The following is a 15,521-nucleotide window of genomic DNA, read 5'->3' on the forward strand; positions in this document are numbered from 1 at the left end:
AAGGAAGATATTTCCCGCCGTGGTGAAAGTTTCAGTAGCTTTTGCTACTGAAACAGGGGATTTTTGAGACAATAGGCTCAAAAATAAGTGATGAAATCCCGTAGGGAGTTGCTCACGTCCCCACCACTTAAGGGGAATATCAAAAAATCAAAATTCGAATTAAACTTTAAGGAGAAAAACACATGTCTAAAATTATCGGTATTGACTTAGGTACAACAAACTCAGCAGTTGCAGTTCTTGAAGGAACTGAAAGCAAAATCATCGCAAACCCAGAAGGAAACCGTACAACTCCATCTGTAGTATCATTCAAAAATGGAGAAATCATCGTTGGTGATGCCGCAAAACGTCAAGCAGTTACAAACCCAGATACAGTTATCTCAATCAAATCTAAGATGGGAACTTCTGAAAAAGTTTCTGCTAATGGAAAAGAATATACTCCACAAGAAATCTCAGCTATGATTCTTCAATACTTGAAAGGTTACGCTGAAGAATACCTTGGTGAAAAAGTAACCAAAGCAGTTATCACAGTTCCAGCCTACTTTAACGACGCTCAACGTCAAGCAACAAAAGACGCTGGTAAAATCGCTGGTCTTGAAGTAGAACGTATCGTCAACGAACCAACTGCAGCAGCCCTTGCTTACGGTTTGGACAAGACTGACAAAGAAGAAAAAATCTTGGTATTCGACCTTGGTGGAGGTACATTCGACGTATCTATCCTTGAATTGGGTGATGGTGTCTTCGATGTATTGTCAACTGCAGGGGACAACAAACTCGGTGGTGACGACTTTGACCAAAAAATCATCGATCACTTGGTAGCAGAATTCAAGAAAGAAAACGGTATTGACTTGTCTACTGACAAGATGGCAATGCAACGTTTGAAAGATGCGGCTGAAAAAGCTAAGAAAGATCTTTCTGGTGTCACTTCAACACAAATCAGCTTGCCATTCATCACTGCTGGTGAAGCTGGACCTCTTCACTTGGAAATGACCTTGACTCGTGCGAAATTTGACGATTTGACTCGTGACCTTGTAGAACGTACAAAAGTTCCAGTTCGTCAAGCCCTTTCAGATGCAGGTTTAAGCTTATCAGAAATCGACGAAGTCATCCTTGTTGGTGGTTCAACTCGTATCCCAGCCGTTGTAGAAGCTGTGAAAGCTGAAACTGGTAAAGAACCAAACAAATCAGTAAACCCTGATGAAGTAGTTGCTATGGGTGCTGCGATCCAAGGTGGTGTGATTACTGGTGATGTTAAAGACGTTGTCCTTCTTGACGTTACACCATTGTCACTCGGTATCGAAACAATGGGTGGCGTCTTCACAAAACTTATCGATCGCAACACTACTATTCCAACATCTAAATCACAAGTCTTCTCAACTGCGGCAGACAACCAACCAGCCGTTGATATCCACGTTCTTCAAGGTGAACGCCCAATGGCAGCAGATAACAAGACTCTTGGACGTTTCCAATTGACAGATATCCCAGCTGCACCTCGTGGAATTCCTCAAATCGAAGTAACTTTCGACATCGACAAGAACGGTATTGTATCCGTTAAAGCCAAAGACCTTGGAACTCAAAAAGAACAAACTATTGTCATCCAATCAAATTCAGGTTTGACTGATGAAGAAATCGACCGCATGATGAAAGATGCAGAAGCAAACGCTGAAGCAGATAAGAAACGTAAAGAAGAAGTTGATCTTCGTAACGAAGTAGACCAAGCAATCTTTGCGACTGAAAAGACCATCAAGGAAACTGAAGGTAAAGGCTTTGACGCAGAACGCGATGCTGCTCAAGCTGCCCTTGATGACCTTAAGAAAGCGCAAGAAGACAACAACTTGGACGAAATGAAAGCAAAACTTGAAGCATTGAACGAAAAAGCTCAAGGACTTGCAGTTAAACTCTACGAACAAGCCGCAGCAGCCCAACAAGCTCAAGCAGGAGCAGAAGGCGCACAAGCAACAGGAAACGCAGGCGATGACGTCGTAGACGGAGAGTTTACTGAAAAATAAGATGCAAAGCCCGTTAAAACCTCACAGTGAAAATAGGAAATCTAACGCAGAAACTTTAGTTTCTAGGAAGACTTGCACCTAAAGGTAGCCATATCTGTAGTTCGCTAAAGCGAAAACAGCTACGTCTCTTTTTCACCAAGAGGTTAGGGCGTGCTCAATTCGGTAAGATGTTGAGGCGTTAAGAAAACGAAAGAAAAATAGGAAGCCATCGCCTTGTGCGATGCACAAAAGATGGCTTATCTTTTTTTCGAAGTTTTTAGCCGAAACTCAGTTAAGCCTAACTCGTTAAGAATGACGAATTACTAAGGTACTTTGTCTAAATGTAATAATGATAAGAAGAAATCCAGAGGTTGCAGCCCAGCCTCTGTTTTTCGGTAAAAAGGGACTGAATCTCATTTATTTGGCTTTTGTCCCATCAATATAAAAGAAAGGAACTGAACCCGACCTAAACCGTGGTCTCGTTCCGCAATATTAACAGAAAGGAATAAGGGTGTTCATAATTGAACTCGAGCGGAAAGCTTGGAAATTAGATAAACCTCCTAAGAAACCAGGATTTCTTGTCGGTTTCCTAAATTTCAGTCGCTTTCTGTTCGCTCTTAGTATCTTGTATGAACAATACTGAATTTTATGATCGTCTGGGGGTGTCAAAAAACGCTTCGGCAGACGAGATCAAAAAGGCTTATCGTAAGCTTTCCAAAAAATATCACCCAGATATCAACAAGGAGCCTGGCGCTGAGGAAAAATACAAGGAAGTTCAAGAAGCCTATGAGACTTTGAGTGACGACCAAAAACGTGCAGCCTACGACCAATATGGTGCTGCAGGTGCCAACGGTGGCTTTGGTGGTGCCGGTGGTTTTGGCGGTTTTGACGGAGCAGGTGGCTTCGGTGGTTTTGAAGATATCTTCTCAAGTTTTTTCGGGGGAGGCGGAGCTTCGCGCAATCCAAACGCTCCTCGTCAAGGGGATGACCTCCAGTACCGTGTGAACTTGACCTTTGAAGAAGCTATCTTCGGAACGGAAAAAGAAGTTAAATATAATCGTGAAGCCAGCTGTCGTACATGTAACGGATCTGGTGCTAAGCCAGGAACAAGTCCAGTCACTTGTGGACGCTGTCATGGCGCTGGTGTCATTAACGTTGATACGCAGACTCCTCTTGGTATGATGCGTCGCCAAGTAACCTGTGATGTCTGTCATGGTCGCGGAAAAGAAATCAAGGATCCATGTACAACTTGTCATGGAACAGGTCATGAAAAACAAGCTCATAGCGTACATGTGAAGATTCCTGCAGGTGTGGAAACAGGCCAACAAATCCGCCTCGCGGGTCAAGGTGAAGCAGGCTTTAACGGTGGACCTTACGGAGACTTGTACGTGGTGGTTTCAGTAGAAGCTAGCGATAAGTTTGAACGTGAAGGAACAACTATTTTCTACAAGTTAAACCTCAATATTGTCCAAGCTACTCTTGGAGATACTGTTGAAATTCCAACCGTGCATGGTGATGTTGAATTGGTTATCCCAGAAGGAACTCAGACTGGCAAGAAATTCCGTCTACGTGGCAAGGGAGCACCGAGCCTTCGTGGCGGTGCTGTTGGTGACCAATACGTTACTGTCAATGTCGTGACTCCGACAGGTTTGAACGACCGCCAAAAAGCAGCGCTTAAAGAATTCGCAGCTGCAGGTGACTTGAAAGTCAATCCGAAGAAAAAAGGCTTCTTTGACCATATAAAAGATGCCTTTGAAGGAGAATAAAGTAAAAAGAGCCGATTGGCTCTTTTTGTGTTGTCTTGAAAAATTTATCTTCAGAAAATCATTTTCCAGTTAGTCTACTATTTATACTTTTGAGTGAGCAAGCCAGCTGCATCCATCTCCTGGATGAGTTGCTTGATTTCCGCTTCTTTGCCAGGTTTAACGGTGATGGTATCAATGTGTTTAATCGCCGAGTTATCTTGAATATCCACTAAGGTCAAAGCTTTTTCATAGAATGTAATTCCCTTTTTAAGACTTTCCTGATCTTTCCAATTTAGAATTGTGTAAGAAGAATTTGATTTCTTTCCGTTTTCTCGAAAATACTTCTCGCCTTCCTCCTCTAAAAATTGTATTAAACCATGATTGAATAAGTTATCTCCTACTTTATAGTAGGAAATATCTCCTGTCTGGAGGACATAGACTTTAAGTCGGTTTTTGGTGAGTTTTGGACTTTCTTTTAGGACGGGGCGGCTATTGATAACTTCATCAGAGAATGTCACATAAAAATCTAAGCCCCCGCCCTCGAATTGATACTTTCCATTTGATTCGATTTTCTCAGGAGGGAGATCAAGGGAGATAAAGATTTGTTTTAAGGTTTCATTCCCTTTTCGGATATCACTTGGTGACGCTTTGAAAAGATTGATTAGTAGTAGAAATGCCAGAACTGCAAGGAGACAGAGACAGCCACAAGGGATCGCGATGACCTTCGCTAGAACTTTTACAAACTGTTTCACTTTCATTGCCTCCTTTTTCTGTTCAAACCTAGTATCCAAAAAAGAGTTTAAGGAAAGTTGGAGGCTTTTTTATTCTTGTTTTTCTTCTTGGAGGACCGCCATTCTGGTCTGGAAATCTTTTTCCAAGACTTTGAACTTGTAGGTCAAATCTTTTTGGTATTCCTTGATAAGGGCTTTTTGTTGGTCGATGATTTGTAGGCTGTTTTGAATGATATCCAAATCATCCTTGATAGCTTCGACGCGGTCAGTTGTATCTAGCACTTCATCCTGAATGGCTTGGCGATTTTTCACGACAAAATAACTTCCAGCTGCAGCTCCTGCAAATAGCAATAGATTGGATAGTTTCATGGCATCTCCTTAAGCGTTTTTAATGGTTTCAGCGACTTGGGCAAGTTTGTCAAAGTCAGGTTCGTGGGCGATAAAGTCAATCTTGAGGTCATCTTCTGCACCGTAGCGGGGTACGAGATGCACGTGAGTATGAAAGACTGTTTGACCAGCAACTTCCTCACAGTTGGCGATGATGTTCATTCCGGCGGCCTTGGTAGCCTTCATAACTTTTTGAGCTACCAGTGGCACTTGGGCAAAGAGTTGGCTGGCACTTGCGGCATCCATTTCTAAAAGATTGCGATAATGCTCTTTTGGTACAATGAGGGTGTGTCCAGGCGTTACTTGAGAGATATCAAGAAAGGCAAGAACCTGATCATCCTCGTATACTTTTGAAGCAGGAATCTCCCCTGCGATGATCTTACAAAAAATGCAATCTGACATAAAATCCACCTCTACTGTATTGAATTTTGATATAATATAGCTACATTATACCAGATTCGGAGAAAATATGTTAGAAATTAAAAACCTGACAGGTGGCTATGTTCACGTCCCTGTCTTGAAAGATGTGTCCTTTACAGTTGAAAGTGGGCAGTTGGTCGGTTTGATTGGTCTAAACGGTGCTGGAAAATCAACGACTATCAATGAAATTATCGGTCTTTTGACTCCTTACAGTGGGGAAATTAAGATTAATGGTTTGACCCTGCGAGAAGCTGCGACTAGCTACCGCAAGCAGATTGGCTACATCCCAGAGACGCCTAGCTTGTATGAGGAACTGACACTCAGAGAGCATTTCGAGACGGTTGCCATGGCTTATGGTATTGAGCAAAAAGTGGCTTTTGAGCGAGTGGAACATTTGTTAAAGATGTTTCGTCTGGACCAAAAATTGGACTGGTTCCCAGTGCATTTCTCCAAAGGGATGAAGCAGAAGGTCATGATTATCTGTGCCTTTGTGGTGGATCCGAGTCTTTTCATCGTTGATGAGCCTTTCCTTGGGCTTGATCCGCTGGCTATTTCTGACTTGATTCAGCTTTTGGAAGTGGAAAAGCAAAAAGGCAAGTCTATTCTCATGAGTACCCATGTGCTAGACTCAGCAGAAAAGATGTGTGATGCCTTTGTTATTCTCCACAAGGGGGAGGTGCGGGCTCAGGGGAACCTCCAGCAACTCCGTGAAGCCTTTGACATGCCTGAAGCTAGTTTGAATGACATTTATCTGGCTCTGACAAAAGAGGAGGAGCTATGAAAGACTTGTTTTTAAAGAGAAAGCAGGCTTTTCGTAAGGAATGTGTCGGTTATCTTCGTTATGTTCTCAATGACCACTTTGTCTTGTTCCTGCTAGTTCTCATCGGTTTTTTAGCCTACCAGTATAGTCAACTCCTGCAACATTTTCCTGAAAATCATTGGCCTATTCTCTTGTTTTTGGGGATTGTCTCTGCCTTGCTTTTAGCTTGGGGAGGAATCGCGACCTACATGGAAGTACCTGACAAGCTCTTTCTCTTAGTCAGTGAAGAGGAGGTTAAGTCCCACCTCAAAGGGCAGACGGTGCGCTCACTGGTCTTTTGGCTCTTTGTCCAAAACCTTTTCTTGCTGTTATTTGCGCCCTTATTTTTAGCCATGGGCTATGGTTTGCCAGTCTTTCTCATCTATGTGCTTTTATTGGGAACTGGGAAATATCTCCTCTTTCGTCAAAAAGCCAGTAAATTTTTTACTGATACTGGTCTCGACTGGGACTATGTGATCTCCCAAGAAAGCAAGCGCAAGCAAGTTTTGCTTCGTTTCTTTGCTCTCTTTACGCAGGTCAAGGGCGTTTCAAATAGTGTCAAACGTCGCGTTTATCTGGATTTCATCCTTAAAGCAGTTCAGAAAGTGCCGAGCAAGATTTGGCAAAACCTCTATCTTCGTTCTTACCTGCGAAATGGAGACCTCTTTGCCCTCAGTTTGCGCCTTTTGCTCCTATCCTTGTTAGCTCTAGTCTTTATCGCGCAATCTTGGATCGCGACAGCGGTGGTAGTGCTGTTTAACTACCTCCTGCTCTTTCAGTTACTGGCCCTCTATCACGCCTTTGACTACCAATACTTGACCCAGCTTTTTCCATTAGAAAAAGGGGAGAAAGAAAAGGGATTAAAACAGATTGTGCTCGGTGTGGGAAGTGCAGTTCTTTTGTTAGAATTTCTGGTCGGAGCAGTGGTTTTTCAAGAAAAAATAGCCTTGTTGGCTCTTGTAGGGGCTAGTCTCTTCCTACAATTGTTTTATTTACCTTACCAACTAAAAAGATTGGTTGACGAATAGACCAAAAACTAGTAGAATAGTAAGGAAACTTTATACGGAGGAAAGAAATGGACTTGGGTGATAATGAGCTAACGCTGACCCCTATACCTGGGAAGAGTGGCAAGGCTTATATGGGAAGCTACCCTGATGGGAAGCGCGTCTTTGTAAAAATGAACACCTCTCCAATCCTACCTGGTCTAGCCAGAGAACAAATCGCTCCTCAATTACTATGGACTCGTCGTTTGCCAGACGGCCGTGATATGTGTGCTCAGGAATGGCTGACGGGTAAAATCTTGACCCCTTACGATATGAATCGCAAGCAGATTATCAATATCTTGAACCGCCTTCACCGCTCGCGTCCTTTGATGAAGCAGTTGAGCCGTTTGGGATATACCATGGAAAAACCAGTTGATTTGTTGCGTTCTTGGCAACAAGAAGTACCAGAAATCTTGCAACAGAATCACTACTTGAATAGTGTGATTGCTGAGCTAGGTAAGACGGTTCCAGGTTTTAGAGAAGACCATGCAACGATTGTGCATGGGGATCTTCGCCATAGTAATTGGATTGAGACAGAGAGTGGACTCGTTTATCTAGTGGATTGGGATTCGGTTCGTCTGACGGATCGTATGTTTGATGTAGCGCATTTGCTATGCCACTACATTCCAGATCATCAGTGGCGTCAATGGTTGAGAGACTACGGCTATAAGTACAATCAGACAGTGTTAGATAAATTGTATTGGTATGGTCAGTATTCTTACTTGAACCAGATTGCCAAATACTGTGAAAATCAAGATTTAGACAATGTAAACCGGGAGATTTATGCCTTGCGTGTCTTCCGTGACAAGTATGGAAAGAAAAGATGAGAGTTAGAAATCGTAAAGGGGCGACAGAGTTACTAGAGGCTAATCCCCAGTATGTTGTCCTCAATCCCTTGGAAGCTAAAGGGAAATGGCGAGACTTGTTTGGAAATGATCATCCTATTCATGTTGAAGTTGGAAGTGGGAAAGGAGCCTTCGTATCAGGAATGGCCAAACAAAACCCTGACATCAACTATATCGGGATTGACATCCAAAAGTCGGTGTTAAGTTATGCCTTGGATAAGGTATTAGAAGTTGGAGTTCCTAATATCAAGTTGTTGTGGGTAGATGGTTCAGATTTGACGGACTACTTTGAAGACGGTGAGATTGATCGTCTCTACCTAAACTTTTCAGATCCCTGGCCTAAAAAACGCCATGAAAAACGCCGTCTGACCTACAAGAGTTTCTTGGATACCTTCAAGCGCATCTTACCTGAGAATGGGGAAATCCATTTCAAGACAGACAATCGTGGCTTATTTGAGTACAGCCTGGTGAGTTTTTCTCAGTACGGCATGAAACTGAACGGGGTTTGGTTGGACTTACATGCCAGTGATTTTGAAGGCAATGTCATGACGGAATATGAGCAAAAATTCTCCAACAAGGGTCAAGTGATCTACCGTGTTGAGGCAGAATTTTAAAAAATAGCTTGAAAACTAGCCGTTTGAGTGCTTATGCTTTACATAAATTGACAAACGTGCTATACTGATAGTAAGAATATAAGAAAGAGAGGCGGGGAAATATCTTCGCCTCTTGCTTATGAGGAGGTGGACACAATCGCAACAATCGTAGAATTAGTCAGAGAAGTTGTAGAACCTGTCATCCAAGCGCCTTTCAAACTCGTGGATATCGAGTATGGAAAGATTGACAGTGACATGATTCTCAGTATTTTTGTAGATAAACCTGAAGGAATTACCTTGAACGACACGGCAGACCTGACAGAAATTATCAGTCCTGTCCTAGACACCATCAAGCCCGATCCCTTCCCAGAACAATATTTCCTAGAAATCACCAGTCCAGGCTTGGAACGTCCTTTGAAAACCAAGGATGCTGTCGCTGGAGCTGTTGGGAAATACATCCATGTCGGGCTCTACCAAGCCATTGATAAGCAAAAAGTCTTTGAAGGAACTTTGGTATCCTTTGAAGAAGACGAGTTGACCATGGAATATATGGACAAGACACGTAAGAAAACCGTTCAAATTCCATACAGTTTAGTATCAAAAGCACGTTTAGCAGTAAAACTATAGAAAAGAAAGGATAGCTTTTGAGGATTCAAAAGTAAAAAGAACATGAGTAAAGAAATGCTAGAGGCCTTCCGCATTTTGGAAGAAGACAAGGGAATCAAAAAAGAAGACATCATCGACGCAGTAGTAGAGTCGCTTCGTTCCGCTTATCGCAGACGCTATGGTCAATCTGACAGCGTAGCCATTGACTTCAATGAAAAAACGGGTGACTTTACAGTTTATACTGTCCGTGAAGTTGTTGATGAAGTATTTGATAGCCGTTTGGAAATTAGCTTGAAAGATGCCCTTGCCATTAATTCAGCCTATGAGCTTGGTGACAAAATCAAGTTTGAAGAAGCACCAGCTGAGTTTGGTCGTGTAGCAGCCCAATCTGCTAAACAAACCATCATGGAAAAAATGCGCAAGCAAACACGTGCCATCACTTATAATACATACAAAGAACATGAACAAGAAATCATGTCTGGTACAGTAGAACGCTTTGACAACCGCTTCATCTATGTCAACCTTGGTAGCATCGAAGCCCAATTGTCAAAACAGGACCAAATCCCTGGAGAAGTTTTTGCTTCCCATGACCGTATCGAAGTCTACGTTTACAAGGTTGAAGACAATCCTCGTGGTGTCAACGTATTTGTTAGCCGTAGCCATCCAGAAATGATCAAACGTTTGATGGAGCAAGAAATTCCAGAAGTGTATGATGGAACTGTCGAAATCATGAGCGTAGCCCGCGAAGCTGGTGACCGTACGAAAGTTGCCGTTCGTAGCCACAATCCAAACGTGGACGCTATCGGGACAATCGTTGGACGTGGTGGTGCCAATATCAAGAAAATCACCAGCAAATTCCACCCAGCTCGTTACGATGCTAAGAGCGACCGCATGATTCCTGTCGAAGAAAACATCGACGTTATCGAGTGGGTAGCGGATCCAGCTGAGTTTATCTACAATGCCATCGCACCTGCAGAGGTTGACCAAGTTATCTTTGATGAAAATGACAGCAAACGTGCCTTGGTCGTTGTACCTGATAACAAGCTTTCTCTTGCCATCGGTCGTCGTGGACAAAATGTTCGCTTAGCAGCTCACTTGACAGGTTACCGTATCGATATCAAGTCAGCCAGTGAGTTTGAAGCTATGGAAGAAGCAGGTCAAGTGGATTACGCAGATGCGGATGAATTGACAGAAGAATAAAAGCTGCTAGAGGAGGGAAAGATGAAAACAAGAAAAATCCCTTTGCGCAAGTCTGTTGTGTCCAACGAAGTGATTGATAAGCGTGATTTGCTCCGCATTGTCAAGAACAAAGAAGGACAGGTCTTTATCGATCCGACAGGCAAGGCCAATGGCCGTGGCGCTTATATCAAGCTAGACAATGCAGAAGCCCTAGAGGCAAAAAAGAAGAAAGTCTTTAACCGCAGCTTTAACATGGAAGTGGAAGAAAGCTTTTATGACGAGTTGATCGCTTATGTGGATCACAAAGTGAAAAGAAGAGAGTTAGGACTTGAATAAGCAAAAGATAAGCAATCTCTTGGGACTTGCTCAACGAGCAGGCCGGATCATATCGGGTGAGGAATTGGTAGTCAAGGCAATCCAAGACCAGAAAGCCAAGCTAGTCTTTCTAGCACAGGATGCTGGTCCCAATCTGACCAAGAAGATTCAAGATAAAAGTGACTATTATCAAGTAGAAGTTATAACCGTGTTTTCAACACTGGAATTAAGCATAGCAGTCGGAAAATCGAGAAAGGTTTTGGCTGTGACAGATGCTGGATTTACAAAGAAAATGAGGTCTCTTATGGAATAGAAGAGGAGGACATAATTTGTCTAAGAAAAGATTGTACGAAATCGCAAAAGAACTTGGAAAAGAAAGTAAAGAAGTTGTAGCGCGTGCAAAAGAGTTGGGCTTGGATGTGAAAAGCCACTCATCGAGCGTGGAAGTTGCTGCTGCTGAACAAATCGCAGCTAGCTTTAAATCTGCACCTGCTCCTAAGGCAGAAGCAAAACCTGCAGCACCAAAAGCAAGTGTAGAAAAGAAAGCAGAAAAGTCTGTTTCGGCTAAACCAGCTGCTGCAAAGGAAGAAAGCAAACCAGCTGCACCTGTAGCTCCTAAGGAAGAAAAAGTAGTGGCCGCAAGACCACAGAGTCGAAACTTCAAGGCGGAGCGTGAGGCGCGTGCCAAAGAGCAGGCAGAACGACGCAAACAAAACAAGGGCAACAACCGTGACCAACAACAAAACGGCAACCGTCAGAAAAACGACGGCCGTAATGGTGGCAAAACTGGTCAAGGAAACCGCGACAATCGCCGATTTAACGACCAAGGGAAAAAACCACAAGGTCAAGGAAATCATGGCAATGATCGCCGTCAGCAACAAGACTTCCAGCCCAAGCAAGCTGGCCCACGTGTTGACTTTAAAGCCCGTGCAGCAGCCCTAAAAGCAGAGCAAAATGCAGAGTACGCACGCTCAAGCGAGGAGCGCTTCAAACAATCGCAAGCTGCCAAAGAAGCCTTGGCTCAAGCTAATAAACGCAAGGAACCAGAGGAAATCTTTGAAGAAGCTGCTAAGCTAGCTGAACAAACGCAGCCAGTAGTAACAGTAGCTCCTGTAGCGAAAGAAGCGCCGGTGGATACACGTCGTAAAAAACAAGCTCGACCAGACAAAGAACGTGACGATTATGATCACGAAGAAGATGGTCCTAGAAAACAACAAAAGAATCGAAGTAGTCAGAATCAAGTGAGAAATCAAAGAAATAGTAACTGGAATAACAACAAGAAAAATAAAAAAGGGAACAAGCAAAACAACCGTAACCAGACTCCCAAACCTGTTACAGAGCGTAAGTTCCATGAATTGCCAACAGAATTTGAGTATACAGATGGTATGACTGTTGCGGAAATCGCAAAACGTATCAAACGTGAACCAGCTGAAATCGTTAAGAAACTCTTTATGATGGGTGTCATGGCTACACAAAACCAATCCTTGGATGGGAAAACCATTGAACTCCTCATGGTGGATTATGGTATTGAAGCCAAACAAAAGGTTGAAGTGGATAATGCCGACATCGAACGTTTCTTTGTCGAAGATGGCTATCTTAACGAAGATGAATTGGTTGAGCGTCCACCAGTTGTAACCATCATGGGACACGTTGACCATGGTAAAACAACCCTCTTGGATACCCTTCGTAACTCTCGTGTTGCGACAGGTGAAGCAGGTGGTATCACTCAGCATATCGGTGCCTACCAAATTGTGGAAAATGGCAAGAAGATCACCTTCCTTGATACACCAGGACACGCGGCCTTTACATCTATGCGTGCGCGTGGTGCTTCTGTTACCGATATTACCATCTTGGTTGTAGCAGCCGACGATGGGGTTATGCCTCAGACTATCGAAGCCATCAACCACTCAAAAGCGGCCAACGTTCCAATCATCGTAGCTATCAACAAGATTGATAAACCAGGTGCCAATCCAGAACGTGTTATCGGTGAATTGGCAGAGCATGGTGTTATGTCAACAGCTTGGGGTGGAGATTCTGAATTTGTTGAAATCTCAGCTAAATTCAACCAAAATATCGATGAACTCTTGGAAACAGTTCTTCTTGTGGCTGAAATCCAAGAACTCAAGGCAGACCCAACAGTTCGTGCAATCGGTACAGTTATCGAAGCGCGCTTGGATAAAGGAAAAGGTGCGGTTGCAACCCTTCTTGTGCAACAAGGTACCTTGAATGTCCAAGACCCAATCGTTGTCGGAAATACCTTCGGTCGTGTCCGTGCTATGACCAATGACCTTGGTCGTCGTGTCAAGGTTGCAGGCCCATCAACACCAGTTTCTATTACAGGTTTGAACGAAGCGCCAATGGCGGGTGACCATTTTGCTGTTTACGAAGATGAAAAATCTGCGCGTGCAGCCGGTGAAGAACGTGCCAAACGTGCTCTTATGAAGCAACGTCAAGCTACTCAACGTGTCAGCCTTGAAAACCTCTTTGATACGCTTAAAGCTGGTGAGCTCAAGTCAGTCAATGTCATCATCAAGGCCGACGTACAGGGTTCTGTTGAAGCCCTTTCTGCCTCACTTCAAAAGATCGATGTAGAAGGTGTCAAAGTTACCATTGTCCACTCGGCAGTCGGTGCTATCAACGAATCTGACGTGACTCTTGCGGAAGCTTCAAATGCCTTTATCGTTGGTTTCAACGTACGCCCTACACCACAAGCGCGTCAACAAGCGGAAGCTGACGATGTAGAAATCCGTCTCCACAGCATTATCTATAAGGTTATCGAAGAGATGGAAGAAGCCATGAAAGGGATGCTTGACCCAGAATTCGAAGAAAAAGTTATCGGTGAAGCAGTTATCCGTGAAACCTTTAAGGTATCTAAAGTCGGAACTATCGGTGGATTCATGGTTATCAACGGTAAGGTTACCCGTGACTCGAAAGTTCGTGTTATCCGTGATGGTGTCGTTATCTATGATGGCGAACTCGCCAGCTTGAAACACTACAAAGACGACGTCAAAGAAGTTACAAACGGTCGTGAAGGTGGTCTCATGATTGATGGCTACAATGATATCAAGACTGATGATGTGATTGAGGCCTATGTCATGGAAGAAATCAAACGATAATAGAGAAACGATAGCTCATTTGACTCGTTGTCAACAGCGCCTTGATGAACTTTAGTTCTATCAAAGGCTTGTTTCCTAGATTCAAATGGCTCTAGTTCCTCTATCTAACAGAAATAGCTAGGTCTGCTGGCCTAGCTTTTGGTTCAAAGTAGAGAAAGGAATATCATGGCAAATCATTTCCGTACGGATCGTGTAGGCATGGAAATCAAGCGTGAAGTCAATGAGATTTTGCAAAAGAAGGTCCGTGATCCCCGTGTCCAAGGTGTGACCATCACAGATGTTCAGATGCTAGGCGATTTATCGATGGCCAAGGTTTACTACACCATTTTGAGTAACCTTGCTTCGGATAACCAAAAAGCTCAAATCGGGCTTGAAAAAGCAACTGGCACCATCAAACGTGAACTTGGTCGCAATTTGAAATTATACAAAATCCCAGATTTGACCTTCGTCAAAGACGAATCCATCGAATATGGAAACAAGATTGACGAGATGCTACGCAATCTGGATAAGAATTAAGAAAGAGGGGATACCCTCTTTTTTGTTGTCAGAGTAAACTATTATCTAATTAACAATATGTTGCCCTTGTAAAACGCAGTTTAAAAAATTTGTAAATTTCAAATAGTATGATATGATAAAGCTTGATATAAATGAAAAACGGAGAGACATATGGCTAAACAAGATATAGCTATGCAAGTACTGCAACAAGTGGTGAAACTTCCCGTAGTCAAAGTTGATCGAGAGAAATTTTTGGTGGAAAAGTTTTCCAAGGAATTAGATCGCAAGGACATTGCTACCTTATTAGAACAAGGACCGACTTCTTTGTTGCCTCAAGAAAGCTTGGATAGAGTAGCCAAGGCCTGTATTAAGGATAATGTCCTGTTAGCCAGTGGAACTTCGGTTTTGGCAGGTCTACCTGGAGGGATTGTCATGGCGATCACCATCCCGACAGATGTAGCCCAGTTTTATGCATTCTCATTAAAACTAGCTCAGGAGCTAGGGTATATTTACGGATTTGATGATCTCTGGGCATCGCGCAATGAGTTAAGCGAGGAAGCTAAAAACACACTCCTACTGTACCTCGGTGTGATGCTGGGAGTAAATGGCGCTGGTGCTCTGCTTCGATCAGGCGGTGTGACAGTAGCCAAACAAGTCATAAAAGTAGTGAACAAGAAAGCCTTGACAAAAACTCTTTGGTATCCAATTTTAGAAAAAGTTTTGAAAATTTTTGGAGTCAATCTGACAAAAGGAGGCCTAGCCAAAGGGATGGGGAAAGTGATTCCTATCCTAGGTGGAGTCATTTCTGGTGGCTTAACCTTTGCGACCATGAAACCGATGGGAGAAAGATTGCAACTGGAATTGTCCAAGCTAGTCAACTACAATGAAGTGCAATATCAAAGAGACGTTGATACTATCCGAAAAGAGGTCGAAATCATCGAAGGAGAGTAATATGGGGTTCATTAAAATTCTAGCCAAGACTTATGGGAATTACTTTTTTGTGATGCAAAGCGTCAAAGTCCTGAAGAACATGAAAAAAGATGACAATGCTCTAGTAGGTTTCGGGAAAGTACTGCTTGCTGACAAGTTGATGGATGTAGCCCAGTGGCTCGCAAAACCAGATGATAAGGAATAACTTGAAATGAAAGAAACTAGCAGGAACTCCGCTGCTAGTTTTTTAATCTCTTCCCATATGGTATAATATAAGCAGTAAAATCATTTTATACTCTTCGAAAATCTCTTCAAACCACGTCAGCTTCACC

At 43.1% G+C, this 15,521-nt stretch carries 17 protein-coding genes; 14 read left to right on the forward strand and 3 right to left on the reverse strand.

Annotated elements, in window-relative coordinates:
• Positions 1 to 182 precede the first annotated feature (182 nt).
• Positions 183 to 2,006, forward strand: a complete 1,824-nt coding sequence (dnaK, locus tag KX728_RS01805) for a molecular chaperone DnaK (RefSeq protein WP_000034683.1) — start codon at positions 183 to 185, stop codon at positions 2,004 to 2,006.
• A 608-nt stretch (positions 2,007 to 2,614) separates the two neighbouring features.
• On the forward strand, positions 2,615 to 3,751 hold the full coding sequence (dnaJ, locus tag KX728_RS01810) for a molecular chaperone DnaJ (RefSeq protein WP_001066315.1): 1,137 nt from the start codon (positions 2,615 to 2,617) through the stop codon (positions 3,749 to 3,751).
• Between the two features lie 77 nt (positions 3,752 to 3,828).
• On the opposite strand, the gene KX728_RS01815 is transcribed toward dnaJ, so the two are convergent.
• From KX728_RS01815 to KX728_RS01825, 3 genes are all read right to left on the reverse strand, one after another.
• Entirely contained in the window at positions 3,829 to 4,488 is a 660-nt protein-coding gene (locus KX728_RS01815; RefSeq protein WP_215805001.1) for a hypothetical protein, read from the reverse strand.
• A 63-nt stretch (positions 4,489 to 4,551) separates the two neighbouring features.
• On the reverse strand, positions 4,552 to 4,830 hold the full coding sequence (locus KX728_RS01820; RefSeq protein WP_000777740.1) for a hypothetical protein: 279 nt from the start codon (positions 4,828 to 4,830) through the stop codon (positions 4,552 to 4,554).
• Between the two features lie 9 nt (positions 4,831 to 4,839).
• Positions 4,840 to 5,250: an HIT family protein gene (locus KX728_RS01825; protein ID WP_215805000.1), complete on the reverse strand. Its 411-nt coding sequence runs from the start codon at positions 5,248 to 5,250 to the stop codon at positions 4,840 to 4,842.
• 67 nt (positions 5,251 to 5,317) lie between these two features.
• On the opposite strand from KX728_RS01825, the gene KX728_RS01830 reads away from it, so the two are divergent.
• The 12 genes from KX728_RS01830 to KX728_RS01885 all read left to right on the forward strand — a co-directional run bounded on the left by KX728_RS01830 (position 5,318) and on the right by KX728_RS01885 (position 15,394).
• Complete coding sequence (locus tag KX728_RS01830; RefSeq protein ID WP_215804999.1) at positions 5,318 to 6,049, forward strand: ABC transporter ATP-binding protein; 732 nt, start codon at positions 5,318 to 5,320, stop codon at positions 6,047 to 6,049.
• A complete protein-coding gene (locus KX728_RS01835; protein ID WP_215804998.1) occupies positions 6,046 to 7,095 on the forward strand; it encodes an ABC transporter permease in 1,050 nt (349 codons plus the stop codon). Before KX728_RS01830 ends, KX728_RS01835 begins: the two co-directional genes overlap by 4 nt.
• 47 nt (positions 7,096 to 7,142) lie before the next feature.
• Positions 7,143 to 7,937: a cell cycle regulator CcrZ gene (gene ccrZ, locus KX728_RS01840; RefSeq protein ID WP_215804997.1), complete on the forward strand. Its 795-nt coding sequence runs from the start codon at positions 7,143 to 7,145 to the stop codon at positions 7,935 to 7,937.
• The gene (trmB, locus tag KX728_RS01845; RefSeq protein WP_001266087.1) at positions 7,934 to 8,569 is read left to right on the forward strand and encodes a tRNA (guanosine(46)-N7)-methyltransferase TrmB; all 636 of its coding nucleotides are present in this window, start codon (positions 7,934 to 7,936) and stop codon (positions 8,567 to 8,569) included. The genes ccrZ and trmB overlap by 4 nt, the downstream gene beginning before the upstream one ends.
• Positions 8,570 to 8,695: 126 nt before the next feature.
• Complete coding sequence (gene rimP, locus KX728_RS01850; protein WP_215804996.1) at positions 8,696 to 9,175, forward strand: ribosome maturation factor RimP; 480 nt, start codon at positions 8,696 to 8,698, stop codon at positions 9,173 to 9,175.
• Between the two features lie 42 nt (positions 9,176 to 9,217).
• Positions 9,218 to 10,354 carry a transcription termination factor NusA gene (nusA, locus tag KX728_RS01855; RefSeq protein ID WP_049550482.1) on the forward strand — a complete coding sequence of 379 codons (1,137 nt, stop codon included), beginning with the start codon at positions 9,218 to 9,220 and terminating at the stop codon, positions 10,352 to 10,354.
• Positions 10,355 to 10,375: 21 nt separating this feature from the next.
• Positions 10,376 to 10,669, forward strand: a complete 294-nt coding sequence (gene rnpM / locus KX728_RS01860) for an RNase P modulator RnpM (RefSeq protein ID WP_000857560.1) — start codon at positions 10,376 to 10,378, stop codon at positions 10,667 to 10,669.
• Complete coding sequence (locus tag KX728_RS01865) at positions 10,662 to 10,961, forward strand: YlxQ-related RNA-binding protein (protein WP_001041399.1); 300 nt, start codon at positions 10,662 to 10,664, stop codon at positions 10,959 to 10,961. The genes rnpM and KX728_RS01865 overlap by 8 nt, the downstream gene beginning before the upstream one ends.
• 16 nt (positions 10,962 to 10,977) lie before the next feature.
• Positions 10,978 to 13,764, forward strand: a complete 2,787-nt coding sequence (infB, locus tag KX728_RS01870; RefSeq protein WP_215804995.1) for a translation initiation factor IF-2 — start codon at positions 10,978 to 10,980, stop codon at positions 13,762 to 13,764.
• A 165-nt stretch (positions 13,765 to 13,929) separates the two neighbouring features.
• Complete coding sequence (gene rbfA, locus KX728_RS01875) at positions 13,930 to 14,280, forward strand: 30S ribosome-binding factor RbfA (protein WP_125389399.1); 351 nt, start codon at positions 13,930 to 13,932, stop codon at positions 14,278 to 14,280.
• A gap of 150 nt (positions 14,281 to 14,430) precedes the next feature.
• Positions 14,431 to 15,210, forward strand: coding sequence for a hypothetical protein (locus KX728_RS01880; RefSeq protein WP_215804994.1), 780 nt, complete (start codon positions 14,431 to 14,433; stop codon positions 15,208 to 15,210).
• 1 nt (position 15,211) lies between these two features.
• Positions 15,212 to 15,394 carry a hypothetical protein gene (locus KX728_RS01885; RefSeq protein WP_000505781.1) on the forward strand — a complete coding sequence of 61 codons (183 nt, stop codon included), beginning with the start codon at positions 15,212 to 15,214 and terminating at the stop codon, positions 15,392 to 15,394.
• Positions 15,395 to 15,521: the final 127 nt, after the last annotated feature.

It is taken from the genome of Streptococcus oralis (assembly GCF_019334565.1).
Classification (GTDB): Bacteria; Bacillota; Bacilli; order Lactobacillales; family Streptococcaceae; genus Streptococcus; species Streptococcus oralis_CR.

Coding starts and splice junctions, on each gene's coding strand:
- KX728_RS01815 (WP_215805001.1), bottom strand. CDS start 4,488: ATGAAAGTGAAACAGTTTGTAAAAGTTCTAGCGAAGGTCATCGCGATC.
- rnpM (WP_000857560.1), top strand. CDS start 10,376: ATGAAAACAAGAAAAATCCCTTTGCGCAAGTCTGTTGTGTCCAACGAA.
- ccrZ (WP_215804997.1), top strand. CDS start 7,143: ATGGACTTGGGTGATAATGAGCTAACGCTGACCCCTATACCTGGGAAG.
- KX728_RS01820 (WP_000777740.1), bottom strand. CDS start 4,830: ATGAAACTATCCAATCTATTGCTATTTGCAGGAGCTGCAGCTGGAAGT.
- dnaJ (WP_001066315.1), top strand. CDS start 2,615: ATGAACAATACTGAATTTTATGATCGTCTGGGGGTGTCAAAAAACGCT.
- KX728_RS01825 (WP_215805000.1), bottom strand. CDS start 5,250: ATGTCAGATTGCATTTTTTGTAAGATCATCGCAGGGGAGATTCCTGCT.
- KX728_RS01885 (WP_000505781.1), top strand. CDS start 15,212: ATGGGGTTCATTAAAATTCTAGCCAAGACTTATGGGAATTACTTTTTT.
- nusA (WP_049550482.1), top strand. CDS start 9,218: ATGAGTAAAGAAATGCTAGAGGCCTTCCGCATTTTGGAAGAAGACAAG.
- trmB (WP_001266087.1), top strand. CDS start 7,934: ATGAGAGTTAGAAATCGTAAAGGGGCGACAGAGTTACTAGAGGCTAAT.
- dnaK (WP_000034683.1), top strand. CDS start 183: ATGTCTAAAATTATCGGTATTGACTTAGGTACAACAAACTCAGCAGTT.
- rbfA (WP_125389399.1), top strand. CDS start 13,930: ATGGCAAATCATTTCCGTACGGATCGTGTAGGCATGGAAATCAAGCGT.
- KX728_RS01830 (WP_215804999.1), top strand. CDS start 5,318: ATGTTAGAAATTAAAAACCTGACAGGTGGCTATGTTCACGTCCCTGTC.
- KX728_RS01835 (WP_215804998.1), top strand. CDS start 6,046: ATGAAAGACTTGTTTTTAAAGAGAAAGCAGGCTTTTCGTAAGGAATGT.
- KX728_RS01880 (WP_215804994.1), top strand. CDS start 14,431: ATGGCTAAACAAGATATAGCTATGCAAGTACTGCAACAAGTGGTGAAA.